The sequence below is a fragment of the Methanoregula sp. genome, assembly GCF_041645475.1.
Taxonomy (GTDB): domain Archaea; phylum Halobacteriota; class Methanomicrobia; order Methanomicrobiales; family Methanospirillaceae; genus Methanoregula.
The window spans coordinates 184,664-204,982 of record NZ_JBAZQA010000003.1; the positions used below are offsets into that span (position 1 = coordinate 184,664).

At 52.0% G+C, this 20,319-nt stretch carries 22 protein-coding genes and 1 pseudogene; 22 read left to right on the plus strand and 1 reads right to left on the minus strand.

Annotated elements, in window-relative coordinates; translation table 11 throughout:
• Window positions 1-245 precede the first annotated feature (245 nt).
• From WC598_RS04235 to WC598_RS04340, 22 genes and pseudogenes are all read left to right on the plus strand, one after another.
• Entirely contained in the window at window positions 246-920 is a 675-nt protein-coding gene (locus WC598_RS04235) for a hypothetical protein (RefSeq protein WP_372960223.1), read from the plus strand.
• A gap of 10 nt (window positions 921-930) precedes the next feature.
• On the plus strand, window positions 931-4,245 hold the full coding sequence (locus WC598_RS04240; protein ID WP_372960224.1) for a PAS domain S-box protein: 3,315 nt from the start codon (window positions 931-933) through the stop codon (window positions 4,243-4,245).
• A complete protein-coding gene (locus tag WC598_RS04245; protein ID WP_372960225.1) occupies window positions 4,223-5,572 on the plus strand; it encodes a response regulator in 1,350 nt (449 codons plus the stop codon). Before WC598_RS04240 ends, WC598_RS04245 begins: the two co-directional genes overlap by 23 nt.
• Complete coding sequence (locus tag WC598_RS04250; RefSeq protein ID WP_372960226.1) at window positions 5,541-7,640, plus strand: CDC48 family AAA ATPase; 2,100 nt, start codon at window positions 5,541-5,543, stop codon at window positions 7,638-7,640. The genes WC598_RS04245 and WC598_RS04250 overlap by 32 nt, the downstream gene beginning before the upstream one ends.
• 89 nt (window positions 7,641-7,729) lie before the next feature.
• Window positions 7,730-7,942, plus strand: coding sequence for a gas vesicle structural protein GvpA (gene gvpA / locus WC598_RS04255; protein WP_372960227.1), 213 nt, complete (start codon window positions 7,730-7,732; stop codon window positions 7,940-7,942).
• An 841-nt stretch (window positions 7,943-8,783) separates the two neighbouring features.
• Window positions 8,784-9,566, plus strand: a complete 783-nt coding sequence (locus WC598_RS04260) for a hypothetical protein (RefSeq protein ID WP_372960228.1) — start codon at window positions 8,784-8,786, stop codon at window positions 9,564-9,566.
• A gap of 86 nt (window positions 9,567-9,652) precedes the next feature.
• Window positions 9,653-10,528, plus strand: a complete 876-nt coding sequence (gene gvpN, locus WC598_RS04265; protein ID WP_372960229.1) for a gas vesicle protein GvpN — start codon at window positions 9,653-9,655, stop codon at window positions 10,526-10,528.
• A gap of 97 nt (window positions 10,529-10,625) precedes the next feature.
• Window positions 10,626-10,985: a hypothetical protein gene (locus WC598_RS04270; protein ID WP_372960230.1), complete on the plus strand. Its 360-nt coding sequence runs from the start codon at window positions 10,626-10,628 to the stop codon at window positions 10,983-10,985.
• Window positions 10,963-11,727, plus strand: a complete 765-nt coding sequence (locus WC598_RS04275) for a GvpL/GvpF family gas vesicle protein (RefSeq protein ID WP_372960231.1) — start codon at window positions 10,963-10,965, stop codon at window positions 11,725-11,727. The genes WC598_RS04270 and WC598_RS04275 overlap by 23 nt, the downstream gene beginning before the upstream one ends.
• Before the next feature lie 2 nt (window positions 11,728-11,729).
• Window positions 11,730-11,978, plus strand: a complete 249-nt coding sequence (locus WC598_RS04280) for a hypothetical protein (RefSeq protein WP_372960232.1) — start codon at window positions 11,730-11,732, stop codon at window positions 11,976-11,978.
• 3 nt (window positions 11,979-11,981) lie between these two features.
• Window positions 11,982-12,290: a gas vesicle protein GvpO gene (gvpO, locus tag WC598_RS04285; protein ID WP_372960233.1), complete on the plus strand. Its 309-nt coding sequence runs from the start codon at window positions 11,982-11,984 to the stop codon at window positions 12,288-12,290.
• Between the two features lie 27 nt (window positions 12,291-12,317).
• Entirely contained in the window at window positions 12,318-12,821 is a 504-nt protein-coding gene (locus WC598_RS04290) for an Hsp20/alpha crystallin family protein (protein WP_372960234.1), read from the plus strand.
• An 80-nt stretch (window positions 12,822-12,901) separates the two neighbouring features.
• A pseudogene (locus WC598_RS04295) lies at window positions 12,902-13,078 on the plus strand (gas vesicle protein); the annotation flags it as partial.
• 206 nt (window positions 13,079-13,284) lie between these two features.
• Window positions 13,285-13,932, plus strand: coding sequence for a gas vesicle protein (locus tag WC598_RS04300; protein ID WP_372960235.1), 648 nt, complete (start codon window positions 13,285-13,287; stop codon window positions 13,930-13,932).
• A gap of 34 nt (window positions 13,933-13,966) precedes the next feature.
• On the plus strand, window positions 13,967-15,073 hold the full coding sequence (locus tag WC598_RS04305) for an ArsA family ATPase (protein ID WP_372960236.1): 1,107 nt from the start codon (window positions 13,967-13,969) through the stop codon (window positions 15,071-15,073).
• A 4-nt stretch (window positions 15,074-15,077) separates the two neighbouring features.
• On the plus strand, window positions 15,078-15,293 hold the full coding sequence (locus tag WC598_RS04310) for a hypothetical protein (protein WP_372960237.1): 216 nt from the start codon (window positions 15,078-15,080) through the stop codon (window positions 15,291-15,293).
• A complete protein-coding gene (locus WC598_RS04315) occupies window positions 15,293-16,009 on the plus strand; it encodes a hypothetical protein (RefSeq protein ID WP_372960238.1) in 717 nt (238 codons plus the stop codon). The genes WC598_RS04310 and WC598_RS04315 overlap by 1 nt, the downstream gene beginning before the upstream one ends.
• Window positions 15,996-16,508 (plus strand): hypothetical protein, encoded by a 513-nt coding sequence (locus WC598_RS04320; protein WP_372960239.1) that lies wholly within the window; start codon window positions 15,996-15,998, stop codon window positions 16,506-16,508. The genes WC598_RS04315 and WC598_RS04320 overlap by 14 nt, the downstream gene beginning before the upstream one ends.
• Window positions 16,509-16,524: 16 nt before the next feature.
• On the plus strand, window positions 16,525-16,887 hold the full coding sequence (locus WC598_RS04325; protein ID WP_372960240.1) for a gas vesicle protein K: 363 nt from the start codon (window positions 16,525-16,527) through the stop codon (window positions 16,885-16,887).
• Window positions 16,881-17,771: a GvpL/GvpF family gas vesicle protein gene (locus WC598_RS04330; RefSeq protein ID WP_372960241.1), complete on the plus strand. Its 891-nt coding sequence runs from the start codon at window positions 16,881-16,883 to the stop codon at window positions 17,769-17,771. Before WC598_RS04325 ends, WC598_RS04330 begins: the two co-directional genes overlap by 7 nt.
• 701 nt (window positions 17,772-18,472) lie before the next feature.
• Window positions 18,473-18,745 carry a transposase gene (locus WC598_RS04335; RefSeq protein WP_372960352.1) on the plus strand — a complete coding sequence of 91 codons (273 nt, stop codon included), beginning with the start codon at window positions 18,473-18,475 and terminating at the stop codon, window positions 18,743-18,745.
• Window positions 18,729-19,052, plus strand: a complete 324-nt coding sequence (locus WC598_RS04340) for a transposase (RefSeq protein ID WP_372960242.1) — start codon at window positions 18,729-18,731, stop codon at window positions 19,050-19,052. Before WC598_RS04335 ends, WC598_RS04340 begins: the two co-directional genes overlap by 17 nt.
• 240 nt (window positions 19,053-19,292) lie before the next feature.
• On the opposite strand, the gene WC598_RS04345 is transcribed toward WC598_RS04340, so the two are convergent.
• Window positions 19,293-20,318, minus strand: coding sequence for a WD40 repeat domain-containing protein (locus WC598_RS04345; protein ID WP_372960243.1), 1,026 nt, complete (start codon window positions 20,316-20,318; stop codon window positions 19,293-19,295).
• Window position 20,319 lies beyond the last annotated feature (1 nt).

Consider the following 20,319-nt stretch of genomic DNA (forward strand, 5'->3'; position numbering starts at 1 on the left):
GAATATTTATCAGCTCATATACTGTTTAGGGAATGTAATGACCCTGCCTGATCCTTCACGATAACCTGTAAACAATCCTGCACGGGCAGTGGAGTTCAGAAAGAATCTTCGCCATGCATATTCGCGGATGGTTATGAGTATGCCGTATCTTTGGCAAACGGGGCTGATGAGAAGAACAGACCGGTACGGAGACGGGCATGAGAACGGGTTAGCCGTAGAGCGGTTCCGGGGCTGATGTGCACATCATGACACGAAAACTGATGCTGATACCAATCGTTCACAGTGAGAAAGAGATGGGGTCACTGAAAAGCGACATCTCAGAAATGATCGACCGGAAATTCGGAAAAGAGAAGCGGGATCAGCACAGGAAAGATGTGGCCCTGTTCTGGGATAACCTCCGCTCAATTATCGGAACGGTGCTCGCAACCATTGATGGCAGCACCATCCGGGTATACCAGGACGGCATCCCCATCGGAGGGGAGATCGGTGCCAAACTCGTTGCAATGGGCGCAAAGGACGGCATCCCCAACCACCAGATTGTCCTTTCCATCATCGAACAAGGCGGAGTGCTGGAAAAAACCGAGAGCCCTGCGCTCTTGAAAGAAGAATATGAGATCATCAAAGCGATTGTGAATGCAAAGACTGATGCGGAACGGGAAGCATTGAGCGAGAAACACAAGAACCGGCTCTATGAACTTACCATTGAACGGGACCGGTACATTGCACAACGGATAGGTGAATCCTTAAAAGATGGCCAGTACGGGATGCTTTTTATCGGTGCAACCCATGATGTCGCACAGTACATTGACAAGGATATCGACCTGTTCATCTGCAACTTTATTCTGGATGATATCATTGCCTGGCTGAAAAAAGACCGTTCTGATAACCGGGATGGTGTCCCGGTCAAAAAAATCGCATAAAGGAATTCCCATGTCATGGTTGCAACGGATAATTGATCGTGATTCCCATAACGCATCTCCCATTACGGAGAATCCGGGTGCGCTCATCCAGGCCGATTCACTGGCAGAATTTCTTCTCATTTCCGGAAAACCGGATTCAGCCGTATCAGTGCCCGGAAACAATGCTGCCTCCGGTTCTGACGTCCATGCCATTTCCAGAAAAACGATCCTGGTGGTCGAAGATGAAGGGATTGTTGCCGATGATCTCAAAGAGACACTGACAAGTCTTGGATATGCGGTTTCCGGCATTGCGAAATCCGGAGAGATCGCTCTTGCAATGGTCAGGGAACACTCACCGGATCTCGTGCTCATGGATATTCACCTTGCCACCGCTATGGACGGAATTGAAGCGTCAGGAAAAATCCATATGCTCTGCGATATTCCTGTCATCTATCTCACCGCCCACGCCGATAAGGCACTCCTGGAACGGGCAAAAGTTACCGACCCGTTCGGGTACGTCATCAAACCTTATGATGAGCGGGAACTCCAGTCCACCATTGAGATCGCGTTCTATAAACATGACCAGGATCTGCAACTCCGCAAAGCATACGGGGAACTGGAACACCGTGTTGACGAACGGACGAAAGAACTCAGCCAGATCAACCGTTCATTGAAAGAGAGCGAGCTGCGGTACCGCAGTTTGTTTGAGGGGGTTCCGACCGGTCTTTACCGGGCGGCTCCCTCAGGAAAGATTCTGGACATCAACCCGGCTCTTGTGCAGATCATGGGTTATCCGGATCGGGAAATGCTCCTGCAGGTCCGTGTTCCGGATCTGTTTGTGAACGCGGGTGACTGCACATCCTGGCGGATCCCGGGTGAGTGCCAGGGGACAGTACGTGAGGCCGAATTGGAAGTTCGCAGGTACGATGAAACAATTATCTGGGTACGGAACAGGGAAAGCTCGGTCTGCGATGAGAGGGGCAACCTGTTATACTATAACGGGAGTGTCGAGGATATCACTGAACGTAAACGGGCCTTGAAAGCATTGAAGGAGAGCGAAGCGCAGCTGCGATCCGTACTGGACAATTCTACCGATATTATCTACCGCCAGAACCTGCACACCATGCAGTACGAGTACTACAGCCCTTCCTGCACCGAGACCTATGATTTTTCCACGGACGAAATGAGCGCAATGAGAGAAGACGAAGTGCGCAACCGCGTGCACCCGGAAGACCGGGACCGGCTTGATGCATTTATGGCCAACCTCATGGAGAACGATCATGGCCGGATCGAGCTCCGGTGGAAAGTCCATTCCGGGAACTATCACTGGTTTTCGGTCAACATGACGATAATCCGGGGTGGTGACGGGCACCCGTTGTACCGGGACGGGTTTGCCCGCGATATCAACGAACAGAAGATGGCTGAAGAAGAATTATTGGCAAGTGAAGAACTTTCCCGCGAGATCCTGAACAATGCCAACGATGGGATATTCTTAATGGAGAGAACCCATGAAGGCCCGGGAAAATATCTCCTTATCAACGAAAAAGCCACGGACATGCTCGGATATGCAGCTGACGAGTTCCTTCAGATGGCCCCGCGGGATATTGTCCCCGCCGATATCCAGAAAAAAGTCATGAAGACCGTAAGAGAAAAACTGGATACGGTCGGGTACGCCACCTTCGAGTCGGTCCATATACGAAAAGACGGGAGTACCTATCCTGTTGAGATCAGTACCCATACGTTCCGGTATAAAGGAAAGGAGGTGGATCTCTCGATCGCCCGCGATATCACGGAGCGCAAGACAGCTGAAGAAGCGCTGCAGGAGAGCGAAAGAAAATACCGGCAGCTGGTAGATCTTGCACAGGAAGGGATCTGGGCAATCGATGCCAATGGAAAGACAACGTTTGTCAACCCGCGGATGGCGCAGATGCTCGGATATACGGTTGAGGAGATGCAGGGCGCTCACCTCTTTTCCTTCATGGACGATGCAGGAAAGAAAATTGCTGCAGATCACATCGAGCGCCGCAGGCAGGGAATTATCGAAGACCATGAATTTGAGTTTATCACAAAACAGAAAAACCGCATGTATGCAGCTCTTGCCACTGCATCCCTGTCCGATGAGCCTGGCATCTACAAGGGTGCTCTTGCGGTTGTCTCTGACATCACCCGCCAGAAAGCGGCAGAGATGGCGCTGCGGGAGAGCGAACAAAGGTACCGTAATATTGTTGAGGACCAGACCGAGTTCATCTGCCGGTTCTTACCGGACCAGCGACTCACGTTTTTCAACGAAGCCTATAGCAATTATTTCAGGTTGAACCGGGAAGAATGCCTCGGGAACCGGCATCCGGTTGTTCTTCCTCCTGCCGACTCCTGCCTGATGAAAAACCATCTCGCAGCACTTACACCGGAAAAGCCGGTAGCAGTAATCACCCACAGGATAATCCTGCCCTCGGGGGAAGTTCGCTGGCACCAGTGGAGTGACCGTGCAATCTTTGATAAGAACGGCTCCGTTGCTGAATACCAGTCTGTCGGGCGGGATATCACCCTCCAGAAAGAGACCGAGACCCAGCTGAAAAATTACCAGGATACCCTTGAACACCGGGTACGTGAACGCACGTCCGAGTTATCCCGGACAAACCAAAAACTGAAAAAAGAGATCGAAGATCGAAAAACAATCCAGAAAAAATTAACCATATCGTCCAATGAAAAAGATCTCCTTCTCGGGGAAGTGCACCACCGGGTCAAGAACAACCTGCAGCTGATAATCGGGCTCATCGATCTGACAAAGACGAGGGCGCACGAACCGGCGGTCATCTCCACCTTAACCGATATCATCGTGAAGGTGCAGACCATGGGACTCGTTCACACGCAGCTGTACGAGAGCAAACGGTTTGACATGATCAATATGAAGCAGCAGATCAACGACCTTGTCGAAATGATATCCGGGTTTTATGATCATGAATACCTCGATGTGACCCGGCACATTGACTGCGATGAGATTTATCTTCCCGTGGACCAGGCAATACCCTGCGCACTCGCACTCAACGAGATCATCTCCAACATACTCAAACATGCATTCAAAGGGAGGAGGAGCGGGCATGTGGAGATCTCGTCATTCCTCCACGGGAATATGATCCGGTTCGTTATCCAGGACAACGGTGTCGGGCTCCCGTCGGGGTTCGATATCGAGAAGAGCAACCGGCTCGGACTCCGGCTGATGCGGACGCTTGTTGAACAGCAGTTGCACGGCAGGGTAACGCTCACCAGCAAGGCAGGGACTGAAGTTGTGATAGAATTTCCATTACACCTGGAGGAACCGGAAGATGGCACATGTACTGATAGTTGATGACGAAGCGATCATCACGATGCAGATCGAGGAAAAGATCAGCGCCATGGGGCATAAGGTGGTTGGCAGGGCCTCATCCGGAGAGGATGCAATTGCAAAGGCACGGGCAACAAAACCTGATATCGTGCTCATGGATATCGTCATGCCTGGAAAAACGAATGGTATCGCAGCAGCAAGAATGATCCGCAAGGATCTGGGTATCCCGATCATATTCATTACGTCGTATGCCGATGACAAGATCATCTCCGAAGTAAAAAAGGTGAACCCGTATGGGTATATCGTCAAGCCCTTCAATGATCTGGAACTCAAGGCAACGGTAGAACTGGCACTTTTCAGGAAAAAAAATGAAGGAACCGGACCGGGAATGAAGGGACATACGAACCGGCCGGTATCGGATCCAACGGGGGATGAGAGCAGTGATATAATCGAACCGGACGCTCTCATCACACCGGAGAGCCGGACGGTCCTTCTCAATAATTTTTACCATGGTCTCATCCTTCTCCTGTACGCCTCTCCGCAGACCCCCGAGTCAATCTATAAAACATTCATTGAATACGGGCTTACTAATAATCACCAAATCTTCTTTGGCTATTACCAGTCCCGTATTCCGAAGTCCTTTTACAAGGAGATCCAGAATGGTGCGGTCCTCACGCACCGGTTGAAGCCGGGAACCCTCGATATGGTCATCCCAGCCATTGAAACAAAGGCAACTGCATTGCGGAAATGCGGGACACCGGATGCCTTGCAGATTCTTCTCGATTTTTCCGACACTCGGGATTTTGCGCAGATCTGTGCTGTCAAAGAGTATATCCTCAAACTGATGACCGAAGGCCTGCCCGTATCAGGGATCATTGCATTGAATATCGAGCAGCTGTGCCGGGAGGAGATAGATTCGGCATCTTCCGGTATCACAAAGGTAATTGTCTCCACCGGCGATGAGACCTCTGTCTCTATCGCAAACCATTCCTATCCGCTCGAATCCATCTCCATTGTACCCCAGGCGGTTGTAGAGGAGATCGTGCGAAAATCCTTAGAACCGCTCGTCCTCTCGATCCTGAACAAACCACGGTCCGGCTACGATATTGTCCACGAAATTCACAGCCGGCACAATGTCCTGATTCCCCAGTCCCGGATTTATGCGATCCTGTACGAACTCGAACGACAGGGGATCCTTGAGGTGAAAACATCCGGCAAATCAAAACTGTACGCTCCCACTGAACGGGGGAGCATGTATATCCGGCAGAAAGTGAACGAGTTCAAATTTACATTCCAGCATATCTTTGGAGGCGGAGCACATGATGTTGAAAGTATCAGCAGCGCGAAATAAGGATATCGGGCGGGGGATCGGCAGGATCGATCCCAAAACAATGGAAGAGCTTGGTGCAGGTGTCGGGGATATTATCGAGATCTCCGGAAAGCGGACAACCTGTGCAAAAGTGATGCCATCATTTCCCGAAGACCGGGGCAAAGGTACGATCCAGATCGACGGCATCGTCCGGAAAAATGTAGGTATCGGCATCAATGAGACCGTTGAGATCAAATTGATAACCATTCCTCCGGTCAGCCAGATGGTACTCCAGCCGCTTGACCGGTTCTTACAAAAAGAAGTTGACAGCCGCCTGTTTGAAGGAATCCCGGTGACAAAAGGCGACCAGATCCGCCTCTCCATGTTCGGGAAGAAATTCGATTTCCTCATCTGTGATGCCACACCGGAAATCGGGCTTATCTCCCGGACTACGGTTGTAAAAATTCACGGGAAGAAGACGCAGGAGAAAGAGATAAAGAAGAGCTTCATCTCGTACGAGGATATTGGCGGGTTGAAAGGGCAGGTCGACAAGATCCGGGAGATGATCGAACTCCCCTTAAAATATCCCGAACTGTTCGAACGCATCGGCATTGATCCCCCCCGGGGGGTTCTGCTGTACGGCCCGCCGGGTACCGGAAAGACCCTTATCGCAAAAGCAGCTGCACAGGAGACCGATGCCTACCTGATTTTCATATCCGGCCCCGAGATTGTCGGGAAATATTACGGGGAGTCGGAAGCCCGGCTCCGGGAGGTTTTTGCAGAAGCCCAGAAGAATGCACCCTCGATTGTCTTTATCGATGAGATCGACGCAATCGCCCCGAAAAGGGAGGATGTTGGCGGGGATAAGCAGGTTGAACGCAGGATCGTTGCCCAGCTTCTCTCAATTATGGACGGGCTGAAGGACCGGGGTCAGGTAATTGTAATTGCAACAACCAACCTCCCGAACTCGCTCGATCCGGCACTCCGGCGTCCCGGACGGTTTGACCGGGAGATCATGATCCCCATCCCGGATCGTGAAGGCAGACGTGAGATAATCGAGATCCACACGCGGGGAATGCCCCTTGCAGCCGATGTTGATCTGGACGAACTGGCAAATATCACCCACGGGTATGTTGGTGCGGATCTTGCAGCACTTTCCCGGGAGAGTGCCATGCATGCGCTCCGGAAGATATTACCGGATATTGATTTTAAAAAGCACGAGGTACCCTACGAACTTATTGCCACGCTTACCGTCAAAAAAGAAGACTTCTTAAACGCATTCCGGGAGATCGAACCTTCTGCCCTGCGGGAAGTCTTTGTTGAGATCCCTGACGTCAGCTGGGAGAACGTGGGCGGACTTGTGGCAATCAAAGACGAGATCCGTGAGGCCGTCGAACTCCCGTTGAAATGTGCAGACCTGTACGCCTACGCGGCGGTCACTCCCCCGAAAGGGATACTGCTGTATGGCCCGCCGGGTACCGGAAAAACCCTCATTGCAAAAGCAATTGCCCATGAGACACAGTCGAATTTCATCTCGATCAAAGGCCCGGAACTCCTCTCGCGGTTTGTCGGGGAATCCGAACGGGGTATCCGGGAGATTTTCAAAAAAGCCCGCCAGGCGGTTCCCTGCATCATCTTCTTCGATGAGATCGATGCCATCGCCCCGGTCCGGGGCGGCAGGAATGACAATGGCGTTACCGAGCGGGTCATTGCGCAGCTCTTAACCGAGATGGACGGCCTTGAGGAGTTAAAAGGGGTCACAGTTCTTGCCGCGAGCAACCGGATCGATATGATTGATCCCGCACTCCTGCGGGCCGGGAGAATGGATCTCCTCATCGAACTGCCAAAGCCGGATGAGGCCGGACGCCTTGAGATCTTCGGGATACACACAAAGAAACGCCCTCTCGCAAAAGGGGTAAAACTGGCGGAGTACGCGAGGGATACGGAGGGCCTTTCCGGAGCAGAGATCGAAGCAGTCTGCAATCGCGCCACCATCCTTGCTATCCGCGAGTTTGCAAAGAGCGGGCAGGACCAGGCCGCATTTGTGGTGACTTCGAAGCATTTCCTCCGGGCGGTTGAGGATGTATGGGCAAATACTTCCAATGCGTGAAACTTGATTCGGAAATTCCGGGTATCTATATAGTCTTCCCGATTGAGTTGGTTGTGGGCAGAATGCCCAGACAAAAGGAGGAGAAAAATATGGTAGAAAAAATGAACTCATCTTCAAGCCTCGTTGAGGTTATCGACCGTATTCTGGACAAGGGCATTGTTGTTGACGCATGGGCACGCGTCTCACTTGTCGGTATTGAGATCCTCTCTATCGAAGCCCGAGTCGTGATCGCATCGGTTGAGACGTTCCTGAAGTACGCCGAAGCGGTCGGACTTACAGAACACGCAGAAATTGCGGCATAATACGCACACATCCGGGGATGAATTCAGACGGGTGGGGATGCAGACCATCCGATATTTTGAATTCGATCCTCATATTATTAAAAAAAATGCATCCACACCAGAAAAATCCTGCAAATGCTGTTCATCATGTCATACTATTGCACGTCCCTCATGCGGCATAATATGACAACCATTTTCATATCTTTTTTGTTCATTCTGACGGCACATCTCATGCCAAGAGAAAATTGCGGGGAATTATTACCAGAGGCCCATGCAGAGAGAAAACAGAGATGAGATGAGTGTGCGGGCTCAGGGTTTTTTATTTAAGTCCCTGATACTGGTTGAGATCGTAATCTTCAATCAGGACGAGACATAGTGCCCATATCCTCATAAAAATTGGCAGGGAAGCGCCAGACCGGACCTCTTGGCAGACCCGTTGTCGTACGTGATATACTGCACCTTGGCGTGTAATCGTTCACGAGGGTTTTTTGCACGCGGATGCCAGGTTATCCATCGCTCCCATTTTGCGGGCCCGTTTTTTTTTAAGGAGGGTTGTAAGGCCGTCGGGCCCCCACCGTTTTTTTAAATACCCGTTCCATTCGTGCCTTACAGCATCATCATTTCATGCCGGAGACAAAAAAATGGCGGGCGTATCACCGAGAATTCACAATAACGGATCTCACGATCATTCCGGACTCAGGACAAAACCCTGATCCCTTGTGCAGCCGCAAATAGTGACCCTTCATTCCACGTGAATTCTATCCTCTTTTTTTGAAACTTGCATTGGAACTTCCGGGCACGTATTTATCAGATCCCTCCAGAGTGGAGTGTGTAATAATAAAGACGATGTGAGGTGGGAAAAATGAGAATTGCAGATGGAATGCACCAGATCGTTGACAATATCAACGAAGCCAGATCGGTACGGGTATCGGACATAGCGGGGCTGACCCGGGAGGTCGGGGCAATCCGGGCGGGCGCACAAAAAGACTTAAAACAGATCAACCGCACCCGAAAACACGATGCAACTGCCCAGCACAAAATGCTCCACAAATATGTAAAGAACCTCCGGCACGATTCCGATGAGATGCTTGGCGGCTTTTCCGAAAGCCGGATGGCAATGGGACAGGAATGCAGGGAAAACCTTGCAGATTTTACGCACCAGCTCAGAAAGGATGTCACGGACATCCGGCTTGACGCGGTCCACATGATCCATGGCTTTGCTGATGAGCGGGTGAGTCGTGGCATCGAACTTTCCCGGATGCTTACGTCATACAATGATGGTATCATTGAAGATGTGCAGCAACTCATGGGCATCTTCAAAAAGGAGCGTATCCCGTTTAAGGAAGATCTCGCAGAAGCTCATACAATCTGGCAGAACGAGCGTTCCGGGGTGCATGAGCATGTCAGGGCCCATAAACGAACCGAGCCAAAACAGAAAGAGACCGTAATGGCGCCGGAAGAGAAGGCTGAAGCGGCACTCAAAGGAAAGATCCTTAAAGTCCTGAAAAATTCCCCGGATGGGATCACTCTTGCAAAAGCGGGAAAGAAAGTGGGGGTTGAATGGCGGAGGCTTGTCAAGCCCGCAAAGGAACTCCTGGAAGAGGGAAAGGTCACCAAAAAGGAGACGCAGTACTTCCTGAGCTGAAACGTTACTCCGGAAGACCTATTTTTGGTTTGACTTAGCCAGAAAGATCGTTCAACCGGATGGTCACAACTGCAGGAGAGCATACTATGGATCTTGTAACCGTTATCAACCCAAAACCCCAGAACGAATTTGTCGAGACCCCCTATATTACGAACATTGCTGACCGGAGTCTCCGCTACATAAAAAAAGGATTTCCCGTCCACCTTTCAGGACCAACCGGCTGCGGGAAGACCACCCTTGCGCTGCATATTGCATACCTGCTCGGGAGACCGGTGGTACTGATCAATGGTGACGAGGAATTTACCACGTCTTCCCTTGTCGGCAGCCAGTCCGGGTACCGGAAACGAAAGGTTGTTGACCGGTTTGTTTCAAGGGTCTACAAATCTGATGAATCCATGACCAAGACCTGGCTGGATGACCGGCTCACATCCGCCTGCAAGCACGGGTTCACCTTAATCTACAACGAGTTCACCCGGTCGCGTCCTGAAGCAAACAATATCTTTCTCTCGGTACTCGAAGAGCGGATGCTCGAACTGCCCAGCGCTTCTGATGACGGCAATTACATCAAGGTTCACCCGGACTTCTCGGCAATCTTCACGAGCAACCCGGAGGAGTATGCCGGGGTCTTCCGCTCCCAGGACGCCCTGATGGACCGGATGATCACCCTGCCGATGACCCATTATGATGAGCAGACCGAGATAGCAATTACCCAGGCAAAGGCAGGCGTCCCGCATTCGGTTGCCAAAAAGATAGTAACCCTGGTACGAAAACTCCGGGCCGCAGATCTCTGCGAGTTCACCCCGACAATCCGGGCATCGGTTGCGATTGCCAGAGTCTATGAGGACGGGGACAAAGACTGGTTCGAGCAAAGCTGCGTTGATATCCTCTCTCCGAAGATTGGAAAGGGAGACCAGGGGGATATCGATCCTGCCGGTATTATCCGCGACCTGATAGCGGCGTAGAGTTACAGCTATCCGGGACATTGTACCGAACGCCGGTCCTGAGCCCGGATAACCAATACCGCATGGCGATATGACGTTTCATGGAAGGAGTAACCGTATGAAGACCGCACGAGATATCCGATCCGGACTTGACCAGTCCCGGGAGAAGAAAGCCACCTGCAGGACAATCCAGATCGAGAACGAGATTAAAACGCAGATTGCTGAGAGCGACGGTGCACTGCTCACGGAAGAAGAACGCACCGCAATTATCGAAAAAGAGGAAAAACGGATCCGTATCCATAACCGGGCGCTGACAAAAGCCCGGCGCAAGATCCTCAAACGAAAAGCTGCAACTGCGATAGTACAGGCTGTCCGCAGGGGAGAGTCCGTTGAGAAAACGGGCAGCGCTACCGGCATTCCGGATAAAATCCCCGCTCTTAAGAAGAAGGAGTATCATGAAATCGATGTTGCGTACTGATACCCAGTCAAAACGCCGGTGGCGGTACGTATATGCCATCATCCTCTCAAAGAAGGAGCATGCCTTTGGCGCAATAGGCCTTGATGGCGAGAACGTTTACACGATCCACTACCGGGAGATTGCAGCCGTTGTCTCCGATTCAACCACAAAGACCTTCGAGGTGCTCGATTACGGGATCACCCACCAGCAGGCGCTCGAGAAGATCATGAAGGAGTATTGTGTTATCCCGATGAGCTTTGGTCAGTCCACAACGGAGGGGGATATCAAGACATTCCTCTCCCGGAACTACCCGAAACTGAAAGGATACTTCACAAAACTCACCGGCAAGACAGAGCTCGGCCTGAAAGTGACCTGGAAGATCGACACTACGATCAAGGAGATAGCTTCGTCAAATATCAAGATCCGGGCAATGAAACACCAGATCGCAGGAAAACCTCTCGAGAAAACTTACCACCAGCGCCTCACCCTCGGGACAAAAGTTGCCGAGGAACTGGGCAAACGGGAAGAGAAGATTGCCACGGATATCTTTGCCCGCCTTGCCGGAATATCCGCAGACGCAAAGCGGAACAAGAACCTCTCGGACGAGATGGTTTTGAACGCCGCATTCCTTGTTGACAAAACCAAAGAGCGGGATTTCGATACGCTGGTCAACACGCTCGAACAGGATTACGGCGACAAACTGCTGATGAAGTACGTAACAGCCCCGCCATATAACTTCGTGAATGTCCGGATCCGGAGCTGATCATGGTACTCATCGTCGATGACCTGCTGAAACTGCCGATCGATCTGGGCATGAAGGTACTCCAGGCAATCGCAGATGACGCGGACACGATGACATTGAGCACGGAGCGTGCAGTCCGGGAACAGGTGCTCCGGACCCAGATGCAGTTTGAGCAGGGCGATATCCCCGAAGACGATTATCGCGTGAAGATGGGAGAACTCCGAAAGCGCCTGGATGTATTGAAAGGTGTCAAACCGAGAAAAAAGGTGTAAGAAATGGTAAAACAGGTACAACAACAAGTCAGGTCCGGCAGTCTGGACATGAAGCGGGTAATGGATACGGTTAAAGCGGAGATGGTGGGACTTACCTCCCTGCCGTTCCATACAATCACCGGCGTAGCGCTTGACGAAGAAACCCATGCACCGATTGTTACCATGGAACTCGTAGAACGGAAGGCGATTCCGGATTCCATGGACCTTCTGGGGTTATACGAAGTTATGACCGATGAGGCGGGCATGGTCAAAACGTTCAAACGGGTCAGCATGCGAAAACGCGGGGACGCGGTCTCGAATACTGAGTATTAGAACGTCCGGTCAAATTGAGGGGGGAGAATGATGGAGAAACAGAAAAAAACAAAAAACGATGCACCGGTCCTGGACTTCGGCTTAAAGTTCGGGGGGATACTCACCGAACTGGGAAATTTCACCCAGGATATTACCCGGATGGTCGAGGAAGGCCAGACCGAGATGTCAAAGACCGGGGAGATCTCTTTTGACAAGGCCCAGAAACGCAAAGGCATGTACGGGATATCGGTCCGTATGGGGGGTGACGGATTGCCCCGTGTCGACACCTTTGGCAGGAGACCGGAAGCAGATACCCGCGAACCGATCGTTGACATTTTCGATGAAGCCGACCGGTTGCAGGTGATAGTCGAGCTCCCGGGCGTTGAAGAGAAGGATATCAACGTCGGGATAAAAGAGACCACCCTGACCCTCACTGCCGGGAAAGGTGAACGGAAGTACAAAAAAGAGATTGATCTCGGGGCTCCGGTCAAAGGCGAGCCAAAAAAACAGTACAAGAACGGAATCCTTGAAATCAATCTCAAAAAGGCGTGAGATCGCAGGAGGTCCGGGACAATGTACAGGTTTGCAGGAACAGGCGTTGCTGGTATCCACCCCAGAGCATGGGATGACTAATGGCGATACAGGCACTGCGGGATGACTCGGCCAGTTCCCTTGTCGATGTAATAGAGCGGGTGCTGGACAAAGGGGTGATCATCAACGCCGACATCTGCGTATCCGTTGCCGGTGTCGAACTCCTCGGCATCAAGATCCGGGCAGCAGTTGCATCGTTCGAAACTGCCGCCAGGTACGGGCTGGAGTTCCCCTCCGGAACGAACCTGAATACGGCGGTCTGGGACCGGGTAAAAGAGGACCAGGAACATTGTCCCCAGTGCGGAAAAGCCGCTCCCATCCATGTACTGCTCAACGAGAGCTGCCCGTGGTGCGGATGGTCCAGCGCAAAAGCCTTGAAAAACGCCCTGCCATTAAAACGGATTCAGACCCGGAGGTGAGCGGGATGGATGCAACCCGAGAACGGCGAACCACCCTTGTCGACCTGCTGGACCGGGTGCTGGAGAAAGGTGCGGTGATCGATGCAGATGTGATCATCACCGTTGCCGGAGTTCCCCTCATCGGGCTCAAACTCCGGGCCATGCTTGCAAGCATCGAGACCATGATCCAGTACGGGATGTGGGCCGACTGGGACCGGGCCATCCGCGCCGCTGCATGCGACGAGGAGAAGCGGAAGATCGCGTCAGAAAAAGCCCTGCTTGCGGGTGAGACGCCGGCATTCCAGTGCGCTGCATCCTACTGGCAGTCTAACAGTACCTGCCCGGCATGGACATACGGCACACTCACCATCACCGATCGTGCAATCCGGATCCACCGGAGAGAGCCGCTCGCATGCCTTGTGGCAATCCGGTTCGAAGACCTTGCCGGGTATTCGCTCGAATATGGTACGGTCTCGGTGTCCGCAGAACCCACTGGGTATCTCCATCTCGGTCTCACGGACGGATCGGTCTGTTCACTCCACCCGGCTGCCGCAGAAGAGGTCATTTGCTGCATTGGCGCAGAAATGAACCGGAAAAATATCCCGTGGGCGCCCGTGGAATGCCAGGCCCGGATGCCGGAGAATTACCGTAAATGTATCGTTAAAGAGGTGTGAACCCACCCGTATCCCGCAACAGGATGGACGTGCCATGACCCCCCCGGTCCGATTTACAAAAAAAACCGCGGAAAAGATCCGTACCCCACGAATACCTACCGGCAGAACCCCCCCGGTATCTTCAAAAAGTGCTCCAATACGTATCTCTCACAATGCCGGACATCCGGCGGATCCCGCATCACCGGCAACAAAGATCATCCTCTTTGGCGGGAAAGGCGGGGTGGGAAAGACATCCGCGGCGGCTGCCACGGCACGGGCACTTTCCGAATCGGGAGACCGCGTTCTGATAATCTCGAGCGATCCTGCACCCTCCCTGTCGGATATCTTTGAATGCACCATTGGAGGAAACGTTACTGCTGTAGGAAAAAATCTCTCGGCAATCGAGCTCAATGCCGATGTCGTTTTAGAAAAATACAAGAAGATCTATGGCAGCGCCATCATCGATGCCCTTGCCACCGTTATCCCGATAAAAGAGGATGTGCTCGACGACATCCCCAATACGGTCATACCGGGATTCGATGAGCTCTTTGCTCTTGAAGAGATGCTCACCTTCCTGCCGGAGGGGTATGATTACATCATCTGGGATACCGCACCCACCGGGCATACCCTGCGGCTTCTTGCCCTCCCGGATAGTATTGTCGGCTATACGGACGGTATGCAGAAGATACAGGAACGGCTTTCAGGGGTTATTGACACGATCCGGGTACTTTTCAACCGGGATTCCACCAAGGACAGCTTAACCCTGGCATTGCTGCACCTCCGAAAAATGGCCCGGCACGCCCTCTCGGTCCTTACCGATCATACGCGAACCGAGTTCGTTCTCGTCATCATACCCGAAGCTCTTGCCCTGTACCAGACCGAACGGTTAAAGCAGGAGCTTGACCGGCTCGGGATTCTCACCGCGAGGATTGTGGTAAACAATCTCATACCGGAAAATACCTGCCCGTTCTGCATCTCACGCCGGGAGGTACAGCAGCGGTATCTCAGGAAGATCCGCGAGCGCTATGAGGATGTGCTGGAGGTTATCGAGGTGCCGCTCTTCCCTGGGGAACTCAAAGGGCGGAATAACCTGATGGAATATGCCCGGTATCTTGACTGGGGAAAAGATGTACGGCAACGCGAGGCTGCGGTGAAGGTGTAATCCGATGAAAACGAAAGCTCGAAAGAAAAAAGGACAATCGGTTCTTGAAAGGGTAAAAAACGTGAGGATCGAGATTGTTGAGCCCGTGAAGATCAGTCCGGTCCGGCCCCTCTCCATCACTATTCCCGGTTTTTCCATGGAGACAACGGAAGTTGGCGTATCCGAGATCTGCCACAACAAGGCCATGTACCTGCGACTCTCCTTACGGAGTGATACCTGATGACTCAAACGGAGGAGAGCAGCATGAGCCCGATAATCGCGGTGCTGGCCGGCACACTCCATGAAATGTATACAACACTCCGGAAGAAGTACCCGGACGAGATCCTGCCGCTCTGCGCCGGCAACGGTGCACGGGATACGGGGAGTCCGGCAGAGCTTGAAGCGCTCCTTTTGCGGCATGCGGGAGATACCGAGGTCCGGGAGATCCTTACCCGCAGGTTCCGGGAGTGCGGGGCTGTCGCCAGTTCGATACCGGGCCCGCAACCTGCCCCGGCCGGGCAGCGATATGATATCTTCCGTACTCTCGATGAAGAAAGTGCCTGCATCCTCCGTATCCTGTACGAGCGGAGGTTTGCCACGCTCGATGAACTGAGTGAATGCTCCGGGCTCACCCAGTACGATGTGCTGCACCGGCTCAAGGAGATCATAATTCCGCGGTCCGTGAAACGCCGGGGAAAGCCGATAGCGGTCTTCAGGGAATCCGGAATGGATCTTTACACCGGCAGGCAGATCGCATTTTCCTGGTGGCTGAATGATGATTTCCAGAAGAAAGATGCAATTGAGGTTGTGGAGGCAGATGACTGCCTGATGATAACGCTCGATCGTACCGGGTGCAAGCTGCCCGCGGACATGCCGGCATCGGCTGCCTTCCGGCATGGCATCCTGGAGATACGGGTGGATACCGGGCAGAGAGGGGGATACCATGAAAAAGAATGAACGAGAAACCGACGAGACCGGGGATGACGAGAGCGTAGTGGAAAGTGTTGTGAACGATGTGCTCCCGGGGATGGGGAGTCTTGTGAAGAACCTGCGCAAACGATCCCCCGAGCTTGACCAGAAGATCAAAGAGAAAGACCGGGAGATCAAAAAGAGGCTCGAGGAGGGATATTCTCCGGAACCGACCGTCACCCACAGTGTAAAGATCCGTTCGCTTGTCCCCCCGGGCCGGAAGGTCGCAGAAGAACGCCCGGAGAACAAGACGATCGAGCCTATCACCGATATCTTCAATGAGGGCGATGAGCTCAGGGTCGTTGTCGAGATGCCGGGGGTAACAAGGGAAAAGATCCGGATCGCTCTCATTGGCCGGTCCCTTGAGATATCGGCAAAAGAGGGCGGGAAACGCTACAAAAAAGAGATCCCGTTACCCTGGGAGGGAAAGGTTTCAAAGGAACGGTACCAGAACGGGATCCTGGAACTGGTCCTGGAACAAAAGTGATACGGGAGCTCCTGGAATGACAATCGAGATCGATGAGAGCAACTTAAAAGAGGGCGTGCTTGGACTGGTGATAGCCGTTGTCGAGATTCTCGAAGAGGCGCTCAAGATCCAGGCATTGAAGCGGATGGAGTCCGGGTTGCTCGCGGACGAGGAGATCGAGCGCCTCGGCAGATCCCTCATGGATCTTCACGAGGCAATTGAGCAGATCAAAACCGACCAGGGTCTCACAAAGACCGTGGACGAGATCCGGGCCGAACTGGATGACATTGTCGACGATGTGGTCGAGAAGATGGTAAACCCCGTCGATTCCCGCGACCTATTGGGACAGGATACCGTCAGCCCGGGAACGTTATGGAACCGGGAGGGCGAGCTATGCTGAACAGGACTGCCATGGTGGAACAACGCGGCCATACCGATACCCCGGGAGAGGCTGCTGGAATGAACGATGCCCCGGGTTCCACGAGTGCCGATATCCGGGATGTCCAGGCTGCACCGGGAAAAGACGGCTTGTACCTGTATGCGCTCGTGGAGAACGGCAGGGAAATTCCCCGGGGAATTACGGGTGTTGACGGGGAGCAGGTTTTCGGGATTCCCTGCCGTACCATGTCTGCCATCGTGCATGCCTGCCCGCTCACCCCCTATGCGAGTGAGGATAAGGAAGTGGTGACCGGATGGGTGGTGAGCCATGAACAGGTCCTGGAACATCTCATCGGGGCTGGTATCAATACGATCCCCTTCACGTTCGATACGATTATAAAACCGGAGAATGGCCTTGATGCCCGGAGGGTGCTTACCGGATGGCTGTCAAAAGAGTATGAGACGTTTGTACAGAAGTTCGGGAAAGTCCGGGGGAAGAAGGAGTACGGGGTCCAGGTATCGGTCAGCCGGCGGAAGATTGGGGACGCGATTGCCGCAACCAGTGACCAGATACAGCAGCTCGATGAAGAGGCAAAGGTAAGCGGCCCGGGAAAAATGTATCTCATCCGGCAAAAACGGGAAAAAGCGATTAACGCTGCAACGGATGCAGAAATTGCCGGCATCATAACAGAGATCACGGGAAAGATCCAGGGATATTGCAGCGATCTCCACATGGGGAAACTGAAGAAGTGGCAGGTTCCGGAACGGGACATGATCCTGAACTGCTCGTGTCTCGTTCCTGATGAAAACTACCCGAAGCTGGGCGCTGTGCTGGAAGAGATTGAGCAGGAGGGAAACGTATCCATACGATTCACCGGGCCGTGGGCAGCGTACTCGTTTGTCTGAACGTACCCTGCGGTAAAATCGGATCCGGATCAACCGGACTCGGATTGAAATTATTTTGGCGGACTTTGATGATAAAAACCTGAACGGGCCCTGCAGAAATTTTCAGGGTTTTATTGAGTTAGAATATTCCATCCCAACGTTGCGAAGCCTTACGCGGGAAAACGCCACGCCCGGGTTTTACGTTACGCATTTGCCGGTATTCCTGCCCGAAAATTGTTTGCCCGACAGGTATCCGGTAAGGTGTGCATATGACACCGTGCCGGGCGGGAATGAGGGGACCCGGATCAGCCCCTGCCGGTTCTCCGGGCAATCTCCCATCCGGAAAAACACTTCCGTCTTCATCCAAAAGGGTCTGTATTGACCGTTTTAATCGGCAGGAAATGTTCCGGATAATCAAAATACTCGCGATATGGTGCTTTTCCAGATTCGCTGTTGTATAATTCGCGAAAAAACGCGACCCTCAAAAAACTGATTTTTCAAATAGGGCTTATTTTGTCAAACGGGGCGATTTACGAGGAGATAATTTCTTGTGTCTTTTGAGGGTCCGGCCTTTGCCGGGGCGGTACCGGCAGGTGAATCCACTTCAGAGAGGATATTCTGGCTGATATCTAAAACGTATGTCTTCGGGATCCCTGAAGCCGGAGTCCAAAACAGGGGTTCTTTTTGTTGTAGCCGGTGTGAGATCGGATGGATACTGAGAGATCTTTACCTTCAGCGTTGCTGATGCCGAACACGAACTAACCATGGAGGGGGTCTTCTCTGACCTCAAGGAACAAGGGTTCAACAAAGTTAATCTCATCTTTTCTGATGGTCACAACGGCATTCAGATTGCTACCGGGAAGAGGTTCCCGGGGACTTCATGGCAAATGTGTCACGTACATTTCATTCGTGCAGTTATCAGGAAAATCCCCAGAAAATACCACAAAGTGATAGCCGAGACATTGAAAGAATGTCTGAGTGATTCCCTCCGATGAACGGGGACTCTCTCGGGCAGCCGACACGATTCGCCGATTCAACCAGGGATTGTTGAATTATCAAACGTTTCCTACGGGGTTCTGGAAGAAGATCAGTATTACCAACCTCCTCGAACGAGTCAATAAGGAACTCAAACGCCGAAGCAGGATGATGGGAGCATTTCCAAATGATGCTTCCTTGCTCAGACTTGCCGGTTCGATCCTCATCGATATCAATGAGGAATGGATTACCGGTAGCCGGTATTTATCTTTGAAGAGCGAGATGATCTCTTTGGATACTGAGGCTTCGGATTTTACAGCAATATAGAGACACTACCCAAAACTACAAAAATAAAATATTTTTTCATATGATTTTTATTTTATTGATTTGATCACTCAAATTTTTTTGTATATTTGCTATTATACATTGTTAATTTTAATGATTCAACAGTTGACTGTGTATTATATTAAAATAACAAAAGTATGCTGTTAGTGTGCGCTTTCAGAGGTTAACACAAAAATACAAAGTTTAAAGGCTTTTACTTTAAGTTTCTTCATAAAAATTTCCTTATGAATGCCCATCTGCGGTTCCATTCCGGCTAAAGAAATAGACGTTTCCATCAGACGATCCTGCAACCACCCAGATCCCGTCTCCACTGACTGCGACACGGTTCACGGCTTTTCCGGCAATATACTTCCAGAGAAGCGTTCCATCCTGATCGAAACAATAGATGCCCGAATCCTTGGAGCCGGCCACTATCGTATTCCCGTTCCGGGATATTGCCAGGCTCGTAACCGGCTTCCTGGCGATATATGTCGAGATGAGCGTCCCGTTCCGGTCGAAGAAGGTGATTCCTGAATCATCTGATCCAGCAACGATATACTTACCATCCGATGACATTGCAATCGTTCTGACAACATCTCCGGTCGTAGCATTCCATAGCAGGTTTCCGGTATTATCAAAAACATATACACTGTGATCCCGTGATGCTGCCGCAATAGTATGTCCGTCAGCGCTCATTGCAATATTTTCCAGAGGCCTGCCGGTCTCATTGCTTTTCCAGAGAAGCGCTCCGCTCTGGTTGAAATAATATACCCGGGAATCCTCCCCGGATGCCCCAACGTACTGCCCGTCCGCACTCATCGCAACATGATTGCCGGCATACGATTCACTGGTGTTCTTTCGGTTGAACGTAGTGAAGTGCCAGGATGGAATATTTCCATTTGGATTCAAAAACCAAACCCGGTTATGACCCGAGGTTCCGATAACGAACGTTTTCCCTTCGGCACTGAGATCCATGCTCTCGATCCCGTCTTCGAATCCCCACCCGCCATCCAGAAGCCGGGTTCCGTTCTGACTAAAGTAATAAAAAGTGAAGCCCAAGGATCCTACGATAAATTTTCCGTCGTCACTGATGGAGAGATCTCTGAATGTCCCCCCATAGGTTCCCGGCTCACTGCCGGGGGTATAATTCCAATGGAGGATTCCCTCACGGTTAAGGCAATAAAGATCGGGGCCTGAACCAGCAGCAACATATCTGCCATCTCCACTGATTGCAACAGATCTGACGCTCTTGCCGGTTGCTGAATACATC

Coding starts and splice junctions, on each gene's coding strand:
- WC598_RS04235 (WP_372960223.1), top strand. CDS start 246: ATGACACGAAAACTGATGCTGATACCAATCGTTCACAGTGAGAAAGAG.
- WC598_RS04240 (WP_372960224.1), top strand. CDS start 931: ATGTCATGGTTGCAACGGATAATTGATCGTGATTCCCATAACGCATCT.
- WC598_RS04245 (WP_372960225.1), top strand. CDS start 4,223: ATGGCACATGTACTGATAGTTGATGACGAAGCGATCATCACGATGCAG.
- WC598_RS04250 (WP_372960226.1), top strand. CDS start 5,541: ATGATGTTGAAAGTATCAGCAGCGCGAAATAAGGATATCGGGCGGGGG.
- gvpA (WP_372960227.1), top strand. CDS start 7,730: ATGGTAGAAAAAATGAACTCATCTTCAAGCCTCGTTGAGGTTATCGAC.
- WC598_RS04260 (WP_372960228.1), top strand. CDS start 8,784: ATGAGAATTGCAGATGGAATGCACCAGATCGTTGACAATATCAACGAA.
- gvpN (WP_372960229.1), top strand. CDS start 9,653: ATGGATCTTGTAACCGTTATCAACCCAAAACCCCAGAACGAATTTGTC.
- WC598_RS04270 (WP_372960230.1), top strand. CDS start 10,626: ATGAAGACCGCACGAGATATCCGATCCGGACTTGACCAGTCCCGGGAG.
- WC598_RS04275 (WP_372960231.1), top strand. CDS start 10,963: ATGAAATCGATGTTGCGTACTGATACCCAGTCAAAACGCCGGTGGCGG.
- WC598_RS04280 (WP_372960232.1), top strand. CDS start 11,730: ATGGTACTCATCGTCGATGACCTGCTGAAACTGCCGATCGATCTGGGC.
- gvpO (WP_372960233.1), top strand. CDS start 11,982: ATGGTAAAACAGGTACAACAACAAGTCAGGTCCGGCAGTCTGGACATG.
- WC598_RS04290 (WP_372960234.1), top strand. CDS start 12,318: ATGATGGAGAAACAGAAAAAAACAAAAAACGATGCACCGGTCCTGGAC.
- WC598_RS04300 (WP_372960235.1), top strand. CDS start 13,285: ATGGATGCAACCCGAGAACGGCGAACCACCCTTGTCGACCTGCTGGAC.
- WC598_RS04305 (WP_372960236.1), top strand. CDS start 13,967: ATGACCCCCCCGGTCCGATTTACAAAAAAAACCGCGGAAAAGATCCGT.
- WC598_RS04310 (WP_372960237.1), top strand. CDS start 15,078: ATGAAAACGAAAGCTCGAAAGAAAAAAGGACAATCGGTTCTTGAAAGG.
- WC598_RS04315 (WP_372960238.1), top strand. CDS start 15,293: ATGACTCAAACGGAGGAGAGCAGCATGAGCCCGATAATCGCGGTGCTG.
- WC598_RS04320 (WP_372960239.1), top strand. CDS start 15,996: ATGAAAAAGAATGAACGAGAAACCGACGAGACCGGGGATGACGAGAGC.
- WC598_RS04325 (WP_372960240.1), top strand. CDS start 16,525: ATGACAATCGAGATCGATGAGAGCAACTTAAAAGAGGGCGTGCTTGGA.
- WC598_RS04330 (WP_372960241.1), top strand. CDS start 16,881: ATGCTGAACAGGACTGCCATGGTGGAACAACGCGGCCATACCGATACC.
- WC598_RS04345 (WP_372960243.1), bottom strand. CDS start 20,318: ATGTATTCAGCAACCGGCAAGAGCGTCAGATCTGTTGCAATCAGTGGA.